Source organism: Porticoccus sp., assembly GCF_041592135.1.
Taxonomy (GTDB): Bacteria; Pseudomonadota; Gammaproteobacteria; order Pseudomonadales; family Porticoccaceae; genus Porticoccus.
In genome coordinates this window covers 1-15,869 of the sequence record NZ_JBFHQR010000044.1, presented here as the reverse complement: position 1 = coordinate 15,869, position 15,869 = coordinate 1, and the positions used below count along the sequence as shown (strand labels likewise).

Genomic DNA, 15,869 nt, shown 5'->3' with positions numbered 1-15,869 from the left:
TAACGAGCCTGTAGAAAAACCCATTTTAGCCAGATCACACTTCCCATCTTCTGATTTTCCATGTCATGGCTCATCGGTTTTTGCTATTCAAGTATTATTAAAATGTATTGCTGCACAACACACATTAAGCGGCTGATCCCTGCACCCTCAGGCCGCTATGTTTCCATAATTCATTAACTTCTCAATATTGTGCACCATGCAATACAGTTTCCATTGCCCATCCACCTTCTGTCGGCCACGCAATCCAAATCGGTTCAAACGCTTGTTTGTCGTGATGTTGGCAAACACCGGCTCCACCACCGACATGCGGTGGCCGTAAATCTGTTTGCCCCTGTCGCTGTCAACGCGATGTCTCATCCAGTCGGTGTGGTTGGGCCTTCGCTTCCCTGCCAGGATAAACGATACCTGACGACCAGCCCCCTTGCGATGATCCGCCGCCGAGGGATTTTGCATGCAGAGCGCTTTTATCTCACAGTGCCGACACTGCAATAACCGCCCTTCAAAGTGGGCCTTGGGATTCCCGTACTCGTCAGTTCGTTCACCCCGAAAGCTGAGCCTGTTGCCCGCCGGACAGATACAGGTCATGCCAACGGGATCAAAGTCAAACTCGCTCGCCGGGATCAGCTGGCGCGTTTGGCTGTCCGGCTTGTGTTGGTGGCGCTTGCCGTACTTGGCTTTCTGGGCCTGGAATTTCGGGTCGCGAGAACGAAACTGATTGTCCGGAATATAGGCGTCAACCCGATTGTCGTGGAGATAGGTCATATTGGCTTCATTGGCGAAGCCGGTGTCGGCGGTGATGATGGGCTTATAGCGGCCTCTGTAGATGTCCTTGCGGATACCCAAGGTGTTGAGTCGCACTTTCACCGTTTCCAATACCGGCCTGAGCGCATGGTGTTCCTGGCCTTCGCCAAAGGCCTGGGCATCCAGGATGACCTGATGTTTCTTGTCGACCACGGCGATACCGTTATAGCCCTGTATCGTCCCTTTGCCCGTGGTCATCTTCGCCGATTCATTGTCGGTGATATTGCTTTTGACTTCTTTGGGTCGCTTACCTTGCCCCATCCTTGGGGCTGCCGTCTTTAGGAACTGGTCAATCCGTTCAAACGCCGCGTCCAGTGTGTCGAGGGTTTGCTGCGACCGCTTCACCCGTTCCTGGCTCGCCGCATCATCGCCCTCTTTATCCAGCTTGCGATGCTCCTTCAGACAGTGGCGAATCTGCCGCTTGAGTTTTTCCCGCTTCTGTGCCAGCTCCTTCAACGTACCCGACCATTCCTTGGCGGCGTTGGATGGCAGTTTGCAGCCATCAATGGCAAACAGCTCATTGCCCAGTAAACCTTGCTGATGACACACCAGCAGAATTTGCTCAAACAACTGTTCTATCTGCCGGGGGTAACTGCTGACGAAGCTGGCAAGGGTGGTAAAGTGCGGCACCGTATCGCAGGAGAGTGCTTTAAAGATAATGTTGGTTTCGCAGCACCACTGGATGGCACGGCTCGATGTCACGCCTTTGGAATACGCAAATAGAATGATTTTTAACAGAATCGCGGGATCATAGGCCGGGCGGCCTCCTGCATCGTTCTGATAATTGGGATAAAAAATGGAGAGATCGAGTCGGTTATCAATCAGATGATGAAGCGCGTGTTCGAAGGTGCCGGGCTGAAGCTGGTCCCGGTAATTGATGACCACCATCGCGCTTTGGTTGTAATCGTAGGGCTTGAATTTTGGCATCGGCATCGCTCCTTAATGCATTCGCCAATGTTATCAAAACATCATCCAAAAAGGGGTTTTTCTACAGCCTCAACGCTCGGCTCACCAGCGCCCAAACCGGAGAGGCTTTTGTGGTAAAGTGAGCGCAGCGAAACCCACAAAAGCAGCGTAGGTTTGGGTGTCTGCGTGGAGCCGCTTGTTAAGCTTAAATTACTTTATTCATATCAATCGGGTACTCTGCGGCTCTTAGCTCTTTAGCCAGTTCAATTTTCCAGCTCCCACCGTCCATTGATGTGTACACCACGCCCGAAATATCGTTCGGTTTTTCCACATCACCTTTCACTAGCGAGCAAACTCGAGATCGACCAAGCTTGCCAATTAGGAACCCATGCTCAAACACCACGTTTTGGCGAGCTCTCCCCTGATAAGAAGCTGCATCACTATTTTTCTTTCCGATGTCACAGGGCGTATAAATAACGATGCCAAAACCTACATCTGAGTAAGACTCAATTTTCTCAATAATCGTTTTACTTCCACTGGCCTGCTCATGGAGAATGATCGGCGTGAATCCTATTTGTTCTATGAACCTAGCAACCTCCAATTTCGCCTCGTTATCATGGCCATGAACGATAAATATTTTCGATTTATCAAGAGGGGCTGCTGGTTCTATCTTATTAACCAAAGATGATTCAATTGATATTGATTCGGGGATCAGCTCAAGCCTTTCAATGACGGAGTCTAATCGGTGTATTTTCTCGTCTATTTCTTCTTGGTGCTCAGACACCTTCTCACTAAAGTAGCGCTCTCTCATCATCATTACAGCGCCACCTACCCAACGACTGTATTCCTCGCATAGCTCATCTGAAGTAAACAATCGCTTTAGAAGCTCTTTATTGAAAGAATCCCACTTTTCATATGCTTTTTCTTCGGCATCTAGCTCTTGCGGTGTATTTATCGGTTTCGAGTGCAACGATTTACCCTGCTCAATCCTAGCTTGGAGCTTTTCTTTTGCTTCCTCTCTTGGAGCCGCCAACTCCAATGGTATTTTTTCTTTAACGGGAGGAGATTTTCTTCTAGCCATTTATTACTCCGATTTTGAAGAAGCTTAACAGTCTGTTAATGAGGCCTTCGGCCTCATAATAATTATTAAAAGGCGGCCACTGTAATATATTATGCTGGCACCCGTAGTCTTCCGTAACACGTTGATTTCCACAACAATCTATACACCACCAGATTTCCAAAATCTGTTATCAGGGTCGTGTTTAGTCTGCTGGACAAAAAAAGCTGGCAAGCTGAATTCGTTGCCGGTTCGATAGGGTTGTTTTGCAATATCGTCATCACCATTCCCTTGGTTTGTGGCGGGCTTGCCGCACATGACCGCCCTTCCCTCGCAATTGGCACAAGTATTCCACTCCCTGTCAGGGCTCGCAACCGCTGCCGGGTGACTGCCGTTGCAACAAATTGATTAACCGCCCCATCCCACCTATTATCCTCAGGCTTAGCAAACCCGGAGCAGCCATGAGTTTCAGCCACAATCGCGGACCCTTTCCCGCCACCCGCCTGCGTCGCAACCGCGCCGACGATTTTTCCCGCCGCCTGGTGCGCGAATCGGTGCTGACCCCCGACGACCTGATTTACCCGGTGTTTGTGCTGGAGGGTTCCGGCCAGCGCGAGGCGGTGGCCTCCATGCCCGGCATCGAACGACTGTCCATCGACCTGCTGGTGCAACAGGCCCGGGAGATCGCCGACCTCGGCATTCCCATGGTGGCGCTGTTCCCGGTGACGCCGCAGTCCGCCAAGACGTTGCTGGCGGAAGAGGCCTACAATCCGGACGGTCTGGCCCAGCGGGCGGTGAAGGCGATCAAGGATGCTGTGCCGGAACTGGGGGTGATGACCGACGTGGCATTGGACCCGTTCACTGTACACGGCCAGGACGGCATTATCGACGAGCACAGCGGCTATGTGCTGAACGACATCACCGTGGAAACCCTGATCAAACAGGCATTGTCCCACGCCGCGGCCGGTGCCGATGTGGTGGCACCCTCGGACATGATGGATGGTCGCATCGGTGCGGTGCGCAATATTCTGGAACAGCACGGCCATGTGAACACCCGCATCATGGCCTATTCCGCCAAGTACGCCTCCAGCTATTACGGCCCGTTCCGGGATGCGGTGGGTTCCGCCGCCAACATCAAGGGCGGCGACAAAAAAACCTATCAGATGGACCCGGCCAATAGCGATGAAGCATTACACGAGTGCGCCCTGGATTTGCAGGAAGGGGCGGACATGATCATGGTGAAGCCGGGCATGCCCTACCTGGATGTGGTGCGGCGGGTGAAGGATGAACTGAAAGCCCCCACCTTTGTGTACCAGGTGAGCGGCGAATACGCCATGCACTGTGCGGCGTTCCAGAATGGCTGGCTGAATCGCGAGCAGATCATTCTCGAATCGCTGCTGTGCTTCAAGCGCGCCGGAGCCGATGGGGTGCTCACATACTTTGCCATGGAGGCGGCGAGGCTGTTAAACAAATAAGGGCTCTTTTTATCCGCTGAAGGCTCTTTATCCGCTGAAGGCTCTTTATCCGCTGAGGGCTCTTAACTCCCTGAGCGACCATTACGTACCGGCACATTAGTTACCGGCAAAAGAAAGGGGCTGCCAATGGCAGCCCCTTTTTGATGTTTCAACCGGACGAATCAGTCGTCGCCGGAAGCGTCGGCGTAGGCCTCGGCATCCATCAGGTCGTCCAGCTCTTCCGGCTCGGACATTTTGATTTTGTAGAACCAGCCGTCGTCGTAGGGGGAGTCATTGATGGTTTCCGGGGCATTTTCCAGCAGCTCGTTGATGGCAATCACCTCGCCGGACACCGGCGCATAGACATCGGAAGCCGCTTTCACCGATTCCACCACCCCCGCTTCATCACCGGCGGTGACGATGGCGCCGATCTCGGGCAGCTCCACATAGACCACGTCGCCGAGGGCGTCCTGGGCGTGGTCGGTAATACCCACGGTCACAGTGCCATCACCTTCGTCGCGAGCCCATTCGTGGGTGCTGGCGTATTTCAGGTCAGAAGGGGTCTCGCTCATGGTGGCTTCCTCAAGATTAGCGGTCAAAAACTGCGGGGATTTTAAACCCGAATGCGCCCAAACTAAAGAGCTGGCAACAGCGCTTTCGGTCAGCCAAGGCCCATCGCCTGGCGAACCAGGCGATTTTTAATCGGACCCAGCCGGTTGGCGAGCTTCAGGCCGTCGTTGCGCAGCAGGCGCAGGGGCAGTCCCCGGGACTCAAACAGGCGCTTGAAGCCTTCCATGGTGACCATCATGCCCAGATTGTGGGGTTTGCGGCGGCGCTGGTAGCGCTTCAGGCCATTCAGCTCACCGGGGGACAGCTGCCGCGACAGCGAGCGCTGCACTTCCTCCGCCAGCACCAGCACATCCTGAAAGCCGAGGTTGACTCCTTGGCCCGCCAGCGGGTGGATGGTGTGGGCGGCATCCCCCAGCAGGGCCACGCCGGGCAGTACGTAGTCCACCGCATGGCGCTGCCACAGGGGAATGGCATAGCGTTTATCGACGGCGACCACTTCACCCAGACAGTGATCACCGGCCCGAGTCAGCGCCCGGCAAAAGGCGGCATCGTCCAGCGCCATCAACTCGGCGGCCTTTTCCGGCTGCTGGGACCAGACGATGGAGCAGTGGTGGCAATCGCCCTGTTCATCCCGCAGCGGCAGGAATGCCAGCGGCCCCTCGGGGAGAAAGCGCTGGCGGGCGGTGTAGCCGTGTTCCCGCTCGGTGGTCACCGTGGTGACAATGGCCTGGTGACCGTAATCCCACTGGCGCAGTGGCAGGCCGCACAGTTCGCGCACCTTGGAGTGGGCGCCATCGGCGGCGGCCAACAGCCGGGTGGCGACGCTGCCGCCATCCGCCAGGCGAATAATCACGGCCTGGCTGTCGGCCTCCCGCTCAAGCCCCGTTACCTGGGCCGGGCACAGCAGCGTCACATTGGGCAGCTGTCCCAGCCGCTGCAGCAGCGCCTGCACGATCAGGGCATTTTCGACAATGTGGCCGAGGTTGGGCTGGCGCACTTCGGCGCAGTCGAATTCGATGTGGCCGGTGCCATCGGCCTCCCACACCGCCATGCGGCGGTAGGGGCAGGCGCGCCGGTCGGCGATCTGTTGCCACACCCCCACGCGGTCCAGCAACTGGCGGGAGGTGGCGGTCAGAGCCACCACCCGGGGATCAAAGCTATCGGAGAGATCCGGCATCGCAAACGGGCTGGCTTCCAGCACACCGATGCGCAGGGTTTGCCCCCAGTCCGATCCCGCCACCAGGGCGGCAAAACTGGCGCCCACCATGCCGGCGCCGACCACCACGATATCGAACTGGTGATCAGTCATTGGCAACACCTCGCTGCAGGTCGGTGCCACGGGTTTCCAGCCCCATGCCGAGGCGGGCGAACTGCTGCCGCAACAGCGGCACCGCATCCAGCGCCAGCAGGCCCATGTTGCGGGCCAGCGCCACCGGCGCGGCATCCAGGCCAAACACGCGGGGCAACAGGTCGCTGAGTAAAATGGTTTGTTGCTGGTCGGCCTGCTGGCGCTGCAGATAGCGCTGCAGTACCGGCAGATCGCCGATGGCCTCGTCACCGGCGACGGTTTCACCGAGTACCTCCGCCAGCACCGCCAGATCCCGCAGGGCCAGATTGAAGCCCTGTCCCGCCACCGGATGCAGGGAGTGCGCGGCATTGCCCGCCACTACCACGTGGCGGCGCACCTGTTCATCGCTGGTAATCAGCCGGATGGGATAACTGTGGCGGCTGCCGACCCGCTGGAAGTGACCGAGCCGGTGGCCGAAGCGCTGTTGCAGCTCGGCGAGAAAGGCCGCGTCATCTGCCGCCAGCATGGCGGCGGCCCGTTCCGGCGGCAGCGTCCAGATCAGCGCCGCCCGGTGCTCGCCGTCGAGGGGCAACAGCGGCAACAGGGCCATGGGACCCAGATCGGTAAAGCGCTCGTAGGCGACACCGCCGTGATCCTGCTGCAGGGACAGATTGGCGATGATCGCCACCTGGCCGTAATCCTTGCTGCTGGCAGAAATGCCCAGCAGATCGCGGGTGCGCGACTGGGCACCGTCCGCCACCACCAGCAGCCGGGCCAAAAACGGGCTGAACCCGTCACCGCCCTCAGCAGCCCCGCTGGTCTCCAGCGACAGCAAGACGCCGTCCCGACGCGGCACCACCGCGACCACACTGGCCGGCGCCAGCAATGCCACGTTCGGCGCCCGTTGCAGGGCCTGCATCAGCACGCTGCCCAACCAGCGGTTTTCCACCACATAGCCGAGGGCCGGCAGCCGCTGCTCGGCGGCGTGGAGGCGCGCGGTGCCCATATGGCCGCGATCGGAAACATGAATCTGGCTGATCGCCGCGAGTCCGGGGGCAAGGTCCGCCCACAGGCCCAACTGCTCAAAAATCTCCCGGCTGCTTTGCGACAGCGCCGTGGAACGGGCATCGAAACTGGGTTGCACCGGGACAGGTTGCGCCGCTTGGCCGCTCTGCTCGAGTGCCACCGCCTCGATCACCCGGATGCGCCACTTGGGGTTGAGGGCCGACAGCAACAGCGCCAGGCTGGCGCCCACCATGCCGCCGCCGACAATGGCAATATCCACTGAATCTCGTCGCTCGGTGCTCACGCTACTTTCCCGCACGCTATTGGCCTGCAATCTAGTTACCCGCCATCTATCTATTTATCGGCCATCAGGGCTTCGATATCCCCGGTGGTCTTGGGGGCATCGCCGGACAGCACCGTCGGACCCTTGGTTCTGACCAGCACATCATCCTCGATGCGAATGCCGATGCCGCGCCAGCGGGCGTCCACCTTTTGATTGTCCGGGGAGATGTAGATGCCCGGCTCCAGCACCCGCCACTCGTCGTGCACCTTGTAGTCGCCGACGTCGTGCACATCCATGCCCAGCCAGTGGCCGGCGCGGTGCATATAGAAATCCCGGTAGGCGCCGGTTTCGATCAGTTCGTTGCGCTCGCCATTGAGCAGGCCGAGATCGACCAGGCCGTCGGTGATCACTTCGACGGTAACCTGGTGGGGATCATTCCAGTGGTTGCCCACCTTGCAGACCTCGATGGCCGCCAACTGGGATTGCAGCACCACATCGTAGACGGCCTTCTGCTCCGCCGAGAACTTGCCGTTGACCGGGAAGGTGCGGGTGATATCCGAGGCGTAGTGCTGCAACTCGCAGCCCGCATCGATCAACACCAGATCGCCGTCTTTCAGTTGAGCGCTGTTCTCCACGTAATGCAGGATGCAGCCGTTGGCGCCACCGCCGACGATGGAGCCATAGGCGGGAAAGCGCGAACCGGCCATGGCGAACTCGTGTTCGATTTCCGCCTGCAACTGGTACTCGTACATGCCGGGGCGGCACACCTGCATGGCACGGCGGTGGGCGCGGGCGGAAATTTCCCCGGCGGTGCGCATGATTTTTTGCTCGGCGCTGCTTTTGAACAAGCGCAGCTCGTGCAGCAGGTGGTCCAGATCGACAAATTCACCGGGCGGCGTCGCCCCGGTTCTGGCGCGGGCGCGAATACTGTTGACCCAGTCCATCAGGTGGCGGTCAAAGGCGGGGTCCTTGCCCATGGCGTAATAGACCCGGTCGCGGCCTTCCAGCAGCCCCGGCAGGATGTCGTCGATATCGTCGATGGGGAAGGCGTCGTCGGCACCGTATTCGGCACAGGCGCCCTCGGGGCCGGCGCGATAGCCGTCCCATATCTCCCGCTCCGGGTTGCGGTCGCGACAAAACAGCAGGAACTGGCCCTGCGCCCGGCCGGGCACCAGCACCAGCACCGCTTCGGGCTCCGGAAAGCCCGTCAGGTAGTAGAAGTCGCTGTCCTGGCGGTAGGGATAATGGACATCGCGGTTGCGCACCCGCTCCGGCGCCGCGGTGACGATGGCAATGCTGTTTTCCGCCATCAGCTCGATGAGAGTTTCTCGGCGCCGGGCAAATTCCTGTCTGCTGATCATAGGCTGTTGTGGTCTCTCGCTGGGCCGCTGGTGCCGCTGCTCAATGGGGGCGCCGCTGCTCAATGGCGCCGCGACCCGATAAATTAGTGAAGCGTTCGGGACTGCTCGCCGCGGGGTACGCTCAACTCCGCATGTACCAGCAATACCGCCACCCGGACATATTCTACCAATTCGGTATAGCTGACTTCGTCCTCTTCGTCCTCTTCCTCGAGCATGCCGATCTGGGAAATGGCCGCCAGGTCGCGCAGGGCGTCGGCGATATCCCCCGCCAGATCGGTCTCGCCCGCGAGGCCGGAGTTGCCGAGGCCAAACAGGAAGCCCTGGCACCAGTCGCCGAGCGCTTCGAGGCGCTGGTTCAGCTCAATGTCGTCGTCGGGCAGCAGCGGCTGAAACTGAAAGCCATCGCCGCAGATCTGCTCTCGGGAATAGGCGTACAGTTGCGGCAACATGTCGCCCAGGTCTTCCACCCGCTCCGGCGCTTCATCGAGCATCTCGGCGAGCAGTGTGATCAACTGGTCATCCTCGGCCCCCTGGCCGCCGCAGATCCGGCCGCACAGCATGCCGTGCAGCTCCGAGGGACTGCCCGGCAGATTGGCGAGTACAAAGCCGTCGGCAATGTCATTAAAATCCATGGTAAACCCTGCATTCCAGGCTAGAAAGAATCGGAATCCTATCACCCTTCCACACACCAATCATCCCGCTGCACAGGTGTGAATAAAAAATCCTATTTCAGCAAGAAGCTAGGCCAGTTATCTCGAAACATCATAAGGATGATTGACCGCTCAGTTGCAGCACAATATAGTTGCCGTGAAGGACAATCCACGGCCACGGCAATGTCAGACGATTTGCATACCCTCGAACAGAAGATTGATCGACTGATCAATATTTGCGCACGCCTGCAAAAAGAAAACCTGTCCCTGCGGGAGCGCGAGGCGAGCCTGTTGCGGGAGCGCAGCCGGCTGCTGGAAAAAAATGAACTGGCCCGCAACCGCGTGGAGCACATGATTGTGCGCCTGAAAAACCTCAACAACGAAAGTTGACCCCGATGAACCAGCAGACCGTCAACATCCGCATTCTCGACAAGGAATACCAGGTCAGTTGCCCCACGGAAGAGCGCGACGCCCTACTGCAGTCGGCCCGCGCCCTGGACGAGCGGATGCGCTCGATCCGCAATTCCGGCAGCGTCATCGGCCTGGAGCGCATCGCCGTGATGGCGGCGCTGAACCTCACCTATGACCTCTCCAAGCTGGAGTCACAGGCCGCCGGCAACAGCCTTTCCGATGAAGCCTTTCAACGGCTGGACCACAAGCTGTCCGCCGCGCTGGAAGGTTTCGAACAGACCACGTCCTTTTAACCCCGGTCTGGGGTATAATCCCCCAACGCCCTGGGGTGCTTGCCAGTTGACAAGTCCTTGAGCCGATAATCTGTAACCTGGAGGTTACAAGACGGTACGGTGTGCATGTCCGCACGACGGAAAGCCTTAAGTACCGCTGTAGCCGCCACCTTGAACTTCACGGTTCAAGGCCACGTTGACAGCGGCACCACCGGGGACATCCCAACTTTCATCGCTCCCAGGTAACCCAGCGTCCATGGACAACAAGGCCATTCGCAGCCTGATGCGCAAACGCCGCCGCGCCCTGACCCGGCAGCAGCAGCAACACGCCGGCAACGGTCTCGCCGAGCAGCTCTGTCGCCTCCCCGCTTTTCGCTACCGTCAGCGCATCGCCTTCTACCTGGCCAATGACGGGGAAATCGACCCGCAGTTCGCCATGGGAATAGCCCAGCGCGCGGGCAAGCACTGCTACCTGCCGGTGCTGCACCCCCTGAAACAGAATCGCCTGCACTTTGTTCGCCACCGGCGGGACGATGCCCTGGTGGCCAACCGCTTTGGCATTCGCGAACCCTCGCTGCGGGGCAATTCAATCGCCTCGCTGCACGCCATCGATATCATTCTGCTGCCGCTGGTGGCCTTCGACCGCCAGGGCAACCGGTTGGGCATGGGGGCCGGTTTTTACGACCGCACCCTGAGCCGGCTCGGACGGCGTACGCTGTTGATCGGATTGGCCCACAGCTGCCAGGAAACTGATAGTATTGCCCGGCAACCCTGGGATATTCCGCTGCACGCGATCGTGACAGAGCGCCAGGTCATCCAGGCCCGTCCTGTCCCAGGTTCACAAGTAACAGCTTAAGAAGCAGCCCACTATGCGCAAAACCAAGATTATCTGCACCATCGGTCCGGTCACCGAGTCCTATGAAATGCTGGAACAGCTGGCCAATGCCGGCATGAATATCGTGCGCCTCAACATGTCCCACGGCGAACACGAATCCCACGCCAAGGTGATCAAGGCCATCCGCACCCTCAACAAAAAGGTCAATCACCCCATCGCGGTACTGATGGATACCCAGGGACCGGAGATCCGCACCGGCGACATTAAAAACGACCTGGATCTGAAACAGGGGGATGAAATTTCCGTGGTGGCCCGTGGCGAGGACGATGTGGAGGCCAGCTCCATCCGTATCAACTACGAAGATTTGATCGATGATGTGGCGATCGGTGACAAGATTACCGTGGACAATGGCCTGATTAACCTGGAAGTCCTGAGCAAGGAAGACCGGGTGATGCGCTGCCGGGTGGTGGATGGCGGCGTGCTGAAGAGCAAGCGCCATGTGAACCTGCCGGGCATCCGCGTTAACTTGCCGGCCATTACCGAGAAAGACAAGCGCGATATCGAATTTGCCATTGAACAGGAAGTGGATTTTATCGCCCTGTCCTTCGTGCGCGACGCCGCCGACGTGTTGCAACTGCGCGAACTGCTGGGCGACAAAGCGGACAAAATCAAGATCATTTCCAAGATTGAGGATCAGGAAGGCGTCAAGAACCTCGAGGAGATTGTCGCGGTTTCTGACGGGGTGATGGTGGCGCGGGGCGACCTGGGCGTGGAAATTGCCATCGAGAAACTGCCCCGGGTGCAGCGCCGCATCATTCGCCTCTGCGCCCAACAGGGCAAACGGGTCATCGTCGCCACCCACATGCTGGAGTCGATGATTGTAAACCCCATCCCGACCCGCGCAGAAGTCACCGACGTGGCCAACGCCGTCTACGAAGAGGCGGACGCCATCATGCTCTCCGGCGAAACCACCATCGGCAAATATCCGGTCAAATGCGTGGAAATCCTCGACCGCATCGCCCGCTCTATTGAGCAGAGTCCCGGCCTGCGGTTTACCGATGGGCTGATTCTCAAGAACGACAAGGAAGAGATCGCCGCCGCCGCGGTGAAACTGGCGGAATCCATACAGGCCAAAGCGATTATCGTGCCCACCCGACGCGGGCGCATGGCCAGCTATGTCACCAACTGTCACCCGCAGACGCCCATCATCTGCGCCTTCACCAACGACAGCCGCACCCGCCGCCAGCTGGTGCTGAACCGCAACGTGCTGAGCTTCCGCATCAATTTCAGCGAGGACCCGGAAAAAACCCTGGCCACCGCCGCCAACATTCTCATCGAGCGGGCCGAATTCACTCCCGAAGACCGGCTGGTGGTGATTTCCGATGCCCTGGCCGGTTCCGGTATCGATGCGATTCAGATCCGCCAGCTCGGCGACCTGCTGAAGCTGCCCACCGAATAAAGCGCTTACAGCGATGCGCCGTTTAGCCAGGGTCGCCCCACTGCTGCTGGCATGGACGGCGACCTTGTCACTGGCTGCTGAACAGCCGCCCGCCAGCGTTATCCTGTTTATCGGCGACGGCATGGACGAGCACCAGGTCACCCTGGCGCGCAATTACCTGTACGGCGCGGAAGGCGCCCTGGCCATGGAGCAACTGCCGCTGCGCAGCTCGGCGCGGGTGCAGACAGTGCGCGAGGATGATCCGGGCCAGTTCCGCTATGTGGCCGACAGTGCCAACACCGCCACGACCCTGGCCACCGGCCAGCTCACCAGCCTCGGCCGCATTGCCACCAGCGCCACCACCGATCAAGACCAGAGCACCATTCTGGAAGCGGCCCAAAAGGCGGGCTTGCGCACCGGACTGGTATCCACCGCCAGCCTCACCGATGCCACCCCGGCGGCTTTTGCCGCCCACACCGCGCACCGCAGCTGCCAGAGTCCCGCCGACATGGCCAAGGCCATTGGTTACGCTGCGGCCACACAACAGTGCATGGCAGATCAGCACAGCCGGGGAGGCAAGGGCTCCATTGCCGAGCAACTGCTTGCTGCCAACATCGACGTCTTGCTGGGTGGCGGCAAACGATATTTTGCCCAATCCAGTAAAGGCACTGATTTGCAAAAGGCCGCCGCCAGCCAGGGATACAAGCTGTTAAGCCGACGCCGTGAGCTACTGGAAAAGGGCCCCGGCAGCAAATTACTGGGACTGTTCGCCCCCGGTCATCTACCGGTGGAATGGATCGGCGAGGGTAACCGGCGGGCGCAACCCATTGCGCTGAACTGGCTGGGCGAACCACAGTTTTCCGAACCCTTTGCCTGTGTTGACAATCCCGACCACCGGGGAACACCGACACTGAAGGAGATGACCTCCGCCGCGCTGACACGGCTGTCAGCCGACAATGCAAAGGGATTTTTCCTGATGGTGGAGGGCGCCGCCATCGACAAGCAGGCACACCGGCGCAACCCCTGCGGGGAAATCGGTGAACTGCGCGCCTTTGACCTGGCGGTACAGGCGGGGCGCGAGTTTGCCCGCAGCCACCCCAACACGCTGATCATCGTCACCGCCGACCACGGCCAGGCGGGGCAGATCATTCCGCTGCCGGAATATTTCCTGGCCTGGGGAAACAGGCAGTACCCCCCCGGCTATTACGCGGTGCTGAAAACCCGCAGCGGGGAACTGATGGCGGTGAGCTATGCCACCAACGCCCCGCCCAACGGCCGGGGCGAAGTGCACACCGGCGTCAATGTGCCGGTTTATCTACAGGGAATCGATGCGGCACAGGTGCCGCCCCTGATGGACCAGCGCCAGCTCAACCGCCTGATGCGCGACCACCTGGGTCTGAACGCCGCCACAGACTAACCGAGCAGCAGCCCAACCCCCAGCAGGATCGGCGTCGCCAACACCAGTGCCACATTCTGACCCAGCGCCGGAATCAATAACTGTCGCCCGCCATCGCAATGCCATAGCCGCCGCAACACCCCCACAGCCAAGGGCAGGGTAAGCAGCGCCAGCAGTGCCGTGGCGGGCATCACCCCCAGCCAGCAGCCAAGCAGCAGCGAACCGTAGGCACCCAACAGCAACAGGCCGTAGATGCGCACACTGGCGGCGATACCGAGCAGCACGGGCACCTGGCGGCGCCCCACGGCGCGGTCTGCTTCGATATCCGGCAATTGATTGAGCAGCAACAGGCCGTTGACCAGGAAAAAAACTATCCAGGCGACCACCTGGACGCTGGCGGTGAAGCTGCCGGTCAGCAACCACCCTGAACCATTGACCATCAGCAGGCCAAATCCCACCCCCGGGGACACCAGACAGAGCATTGGCATGCGGTTAATCCAACGGGTATAGGCCAGGATGATCAGGCCACCGACCAGTCCCAGGGAAAGTATTTTGGGCCCCACCCGCCAGCCCAGATAAACGCCGATGGCCACCATCAGCGCAAAGGACACCACAAACAGCCACCTGGCACTGTTTGCCCGCGCGGGTTTGGCCGGCAGGGTACCACTGCCTCCGCTGAAGGGGGTGCGTTCGGTAGCCCGATCCAGGCCGCTGTTGAAGTCCTGGTATTCATTGAGGGCATTGACGGCCACATGGGCTGCCAGGCCGGCGATCAGAATCAGCAACACCAGCGACCACGGCAATGCTCCTGAAAACCGATAACTGGCAACAACTGCCGGGAACAGTACCGCCGGGGTCAGCAGCAGAAAGGGGCCGCGGGCGATAGCCAATAAATCCCCGGCGAATTCCTTCACGGCCACCCCTTCAGCTGAGGAAGAACTTGTATGCCGGGTTGCCGGTTTCCTCCGCCCACACGTAGCCGAGGTCGTCGAGGAACTGCTTAACCAGCTTTTGCTCCCCCTCCGGCACCTGCATGCCCGCCAGCACCCGGCCGTAGGCCGCGCCGTGGTTGCGGTAGTGGAACATGGAAATATTCCAGCGCCCGCCCAGTTGATTGAGGAAGTTCATCAGGGCACCGGGGCGCTCCGGGAACTCGAAGCGATATACCACTTCATCGGTGGCCTCCACCGCGCGGCCACCCACCATATGGCGGATGTGCAGCTTGGCCATTTCGTTATCGGTCATATCCACCAGCGGGTAACCCTTGCCGGTCAGGTCGGCCACCAGTTGCAGGCGGTCGTCATCGCCGGTCACCTGCACGCCGACGAAGATATGGGCCTGCTCCGGGTCGCCCATGCGGTAGTTGAACTCGGTGATGTTGCGCTTGCTCAACGCCGTGCAAAAGGCCTTGAAGCTGCCCGGTTGCTCGGGGATGGTCACCGCCAGGATCGCCTCGCGGCGCTCGCCGATTTCGGTGCGCTCGGAAATATAGCGCAGCCGGTCGAAGTTGATGTTGGCACCGCTGTCCACCGCCAGCAGGGTCTGGCCTTTCAAACTGTGCTGTTCGACGTATTTTTTCAGGCCGGCCACCCCCAGCGCGCCCGAGGGCTCGCAGATGGAGCGGGTGTCGTCGAAGATATCCTTGATGGCGGCACTGATTTCATCGGCATTGACGGTGATCACGCCGTCGATGGTGTCCTTCAGCACCCGGAAAGTTTCCCTGCCGATCTGCGCCACGGCGGTGCCGTCGGCAAAAATGCCCACGTGCTTGAGGCGCACCCGGCGCCCCTTCTCCATGGCGGCCGCCAGGCAGGCCGCATCGTCCGGTTCCACGGCGATCACCTTGATCTCCGGGCGCACGTATTTGATGTAGGCGGCCATGCCGGCGCAGAGGCCGCCGCCGCCCACCGGGATAAACACCGCATCGATGTTGCCAGACACCTGGCGCAGAATCTCCATGGCGATGGTGCCCTGCCCCGCGATCACTTCCGGGTCGTCGAAGGGGTGGATGTAGACGAGGCCACGTTGGGCGGCAAGCTCGTCGGCGCGCCGCTTCGCGTCGTCGTAGGAGCTCCCGTGCAGCACGATCTCGGCACCGAGACTGCGGACCGCCTCGATCTTGATGCCCGGCGTGGTCTCCGG

15 protein-coding genes and 1 other RNA gene are annotated in these 15,869 nt (G+C 59.9%); 7 read left to right on the top strand and 9 right to left on the bottom strand.

All coding sequences use genetic code 11. The features are described from left to right. Positions 1 to 147: 147 nt before the first annotated feature. Both ABY948_RS06015 and ABY948_RS06010 read right to left on the bottom strand, forming a co-directional pair. Positions 148 to 1,728 carry a transposase gene (locus ABY948_RS06015; protein ID WP_461481613.1) on the bottom strand — a complete coding sequence of 527 codons (1,581 nt, stop codon included), beginning with the start codon at positions 1,726 to 1,728 and terminating at the stop codon, positions 148 to 150. A 184-nt stretch (positions 1,729 to 1,912) separates the two neighbouring features. After that, positions 1,913 to 2,788, bottom strand: a complete 876-nt coding sequence (locus ABY948_RS06010) for a TIR domain-containing protein (protein WP_461481612.1) — start codon at positions 2,786 to 2,788, stop codon at positions 1,913 to 1,915. Positions 2,789 to 3,225: 437 nt separating this feature from the next. Between ABY948_RS06010 and hemB the strand changes: the two genes are divergently transcribed. Then, complete coding sequence (gene hemB, locus ABY948_RS06005; protein WP_461481611.1) at positions 3,226 to 4,239, top strand: porphobilinogen synthase; 1,014 nt, start codon at positions 3,226 to 3,228, stop codon at positions 4,237 to 4,239. Positions 4,240 to 4,400: 161 nt separating this feature from the next. Here hemB and gcvH read toward each other — a convergent pair whose 3' ends face one another. The 5 genes from gcvH to ABY948_RS05980 all read right to left on the bottom strand — a co-directional run bounded on the left by gcvH (position 4,401) and on the right by ABY948_RS05980 (position 9,357). Further along, entirely contained in the window at positions 4,401 to 4,790 is a 390-nt protein-coding gene (gcvH, locus tag ABY948_RS06000) for a glycine cleavage system protein GcvH (protein WP_461481610.1), read from the bottom strand. Positions 4,791 to 4,879: 89 nt separating this feature from the next. Then, positions 4,880 to 6,097, bottom strand: a complete 1,218-nt coding sequence (locus ABY948_RS05995; protein ID WP_461481609.1) for a UbiH/UbiF/VisC/COQ6 family ubiquinone biosynthesis hydroxylase — start codon at positions 6,095 to 6,097, stop codon at positions 4,880 to 4,882. Beyond that, the gene (gene ubiH / locus ABY948_RS05990) at positions 6,090 to 7,385 is read right to left on the bottom strand and encodes a 2-octaprenyl-6-methoxyphenyl hydroxylase (RefSeq protein WP_461481608.1); all 1,296 of its coding nucleotides are present in this window, start codon (positions 7,383 to 7,385) and stop codon (positions 6,090 to 6,092) included. Before ubiH ends, ABY948_RS05995 begins: the two co-directional genes overlap by 8 nt. Before the next feature lie 50 nt (positions 7,386 to 7,435). Then, positions 7,436 to 8,725, bottom strand: a complete 1,290-nt coding sequence (gene pepP / locus ABY948_RS05985) for a Xaa-Pro aminopeptidase (RefSeq protein WP_461481607.1) — start codon at positions 8,723 to 8,725, stop codon at positions 7,436 to 7,438. An 83-nt stretch (positions 8,726 to 8,808) separates the two neighbouring features. Next, the gene (locus ABY948_RS05980) at positions 8,809 to 9,357 is read right to left on the bottom strand and encodes a UPF0149 family protein (protein ID WP_461481606.1); all 549 of its coding nucleotides are present in this window, start codon (positions 9,355 to 9,357) and stop codon (positions 8,809 to 8,811) included. Positions 9,358 to 9,558: 201 nt separating this feature from the next. Between ABY948_RS05980 and ABY948_RS05975 the strand changes: the two genes are divergently transcribed. The 6 genes from ABY948_RS05975 (at position 9,559) to ABY948_RS05950 (ending at position 13,748) form a co-directional block, all read left to right on the top strand. Further along, positions 9,559 to 9,765 carry a TIGR02449 family protein gene (locus tag ABY948_RS05975; RefSeq protein ID WP_461481605.1) on the top strand — a complete coding sequence of 69 codons (207 nt, stop codon included), beginning with the start codon at positions 9,559 to 9,561 and terminating at the stop codon, positions 9,763 to 9,765. A 5-nt stretch (positions 9,766 to 9,770) separates the two neighbouring features. After that, positions 9,771 to 10,079: a cell division protein ZapA gene (locus ABY948_RS05970; protein ID WP_461481604.1), complete on the top strand. Its 309-nt coding sequence runs from the start codon at positions 9,771 to 9,773 to the stop codon at positions 10,077 to 10,079. A 24-nt stretch (positions 10,080 to 10,103) separates the two neighbouring features. After that, positions 10,104 to 10,280, top strand: a non-coding RNA gene (gene ssrS, locus ABY948_RS05965) — 6S RNA. A gap of 34 nt (positions 10,281 to 10,314) precedes the next feature. Beyond that, positions 10,315 to 10,914: a 5-formyltetrahydrofolate cyclo-ligase gene (locus ABY948_RS05960; RefSeq protein ID WP_461481603.1), complete on the top strand. Its 600-nt coding sequence runs from the start codon at positions 10,315 to 10,317 to the stop codon at positions 10,912 to 10,914. A gap of 13 nt (positions 10,915 to 10,927) precedes the next feature. Further along, on the top strand, positions 10,928 to 12,352 hold the full coding sequence (gene pyk, locus ABY948_RS05955) for a pyruvate kinase (RefSeq protein WP_461481602.1): 1,425 nt from the start codon (positions 10,928 to 10,930) through the stop codon (positions 12,350 to 12,352). A gap of 13 nt (positions 12,353 to 12,365) precedes the next feature. Beyond that, a complete protein-coding gene (locus tag ABY948_RS05950; protein ID WP_461481601.1) occupies positions 12,366 to 13,748 on the top strand; it encodes an alkaline phosphatase in 1,383 nt (460 codons plus the stop codon). On the opposite strand, the gene ABY948_RS05945 is transcribed toward ABY948_RS05950, so the two are convergent. After that, positions 13,745 to 14,641, bottom strand: coding sequence for a prenyltransferase (locus tag ABY948_RS05945; protein ID WP_461481600.1), 897 nt, complete (start codon positions 14,639 to 14,641; stop codon positions 13,745 to 13,747). The genes ABY948_RS05950 and ABY948_RS05945 overlap by 4 nt on opposite strands. Positions 14,642 to 14,651: 10 nt before the next feature. Then, positions 14,652 to 15,869: threonine ammonia-lyase, biosynthetic (ilvA, locus tag ABY948_RS05940; protein WP_461481599.1), on the bottom strand; the 1,218-nt coding region annotated here is incomplete at its 5' end.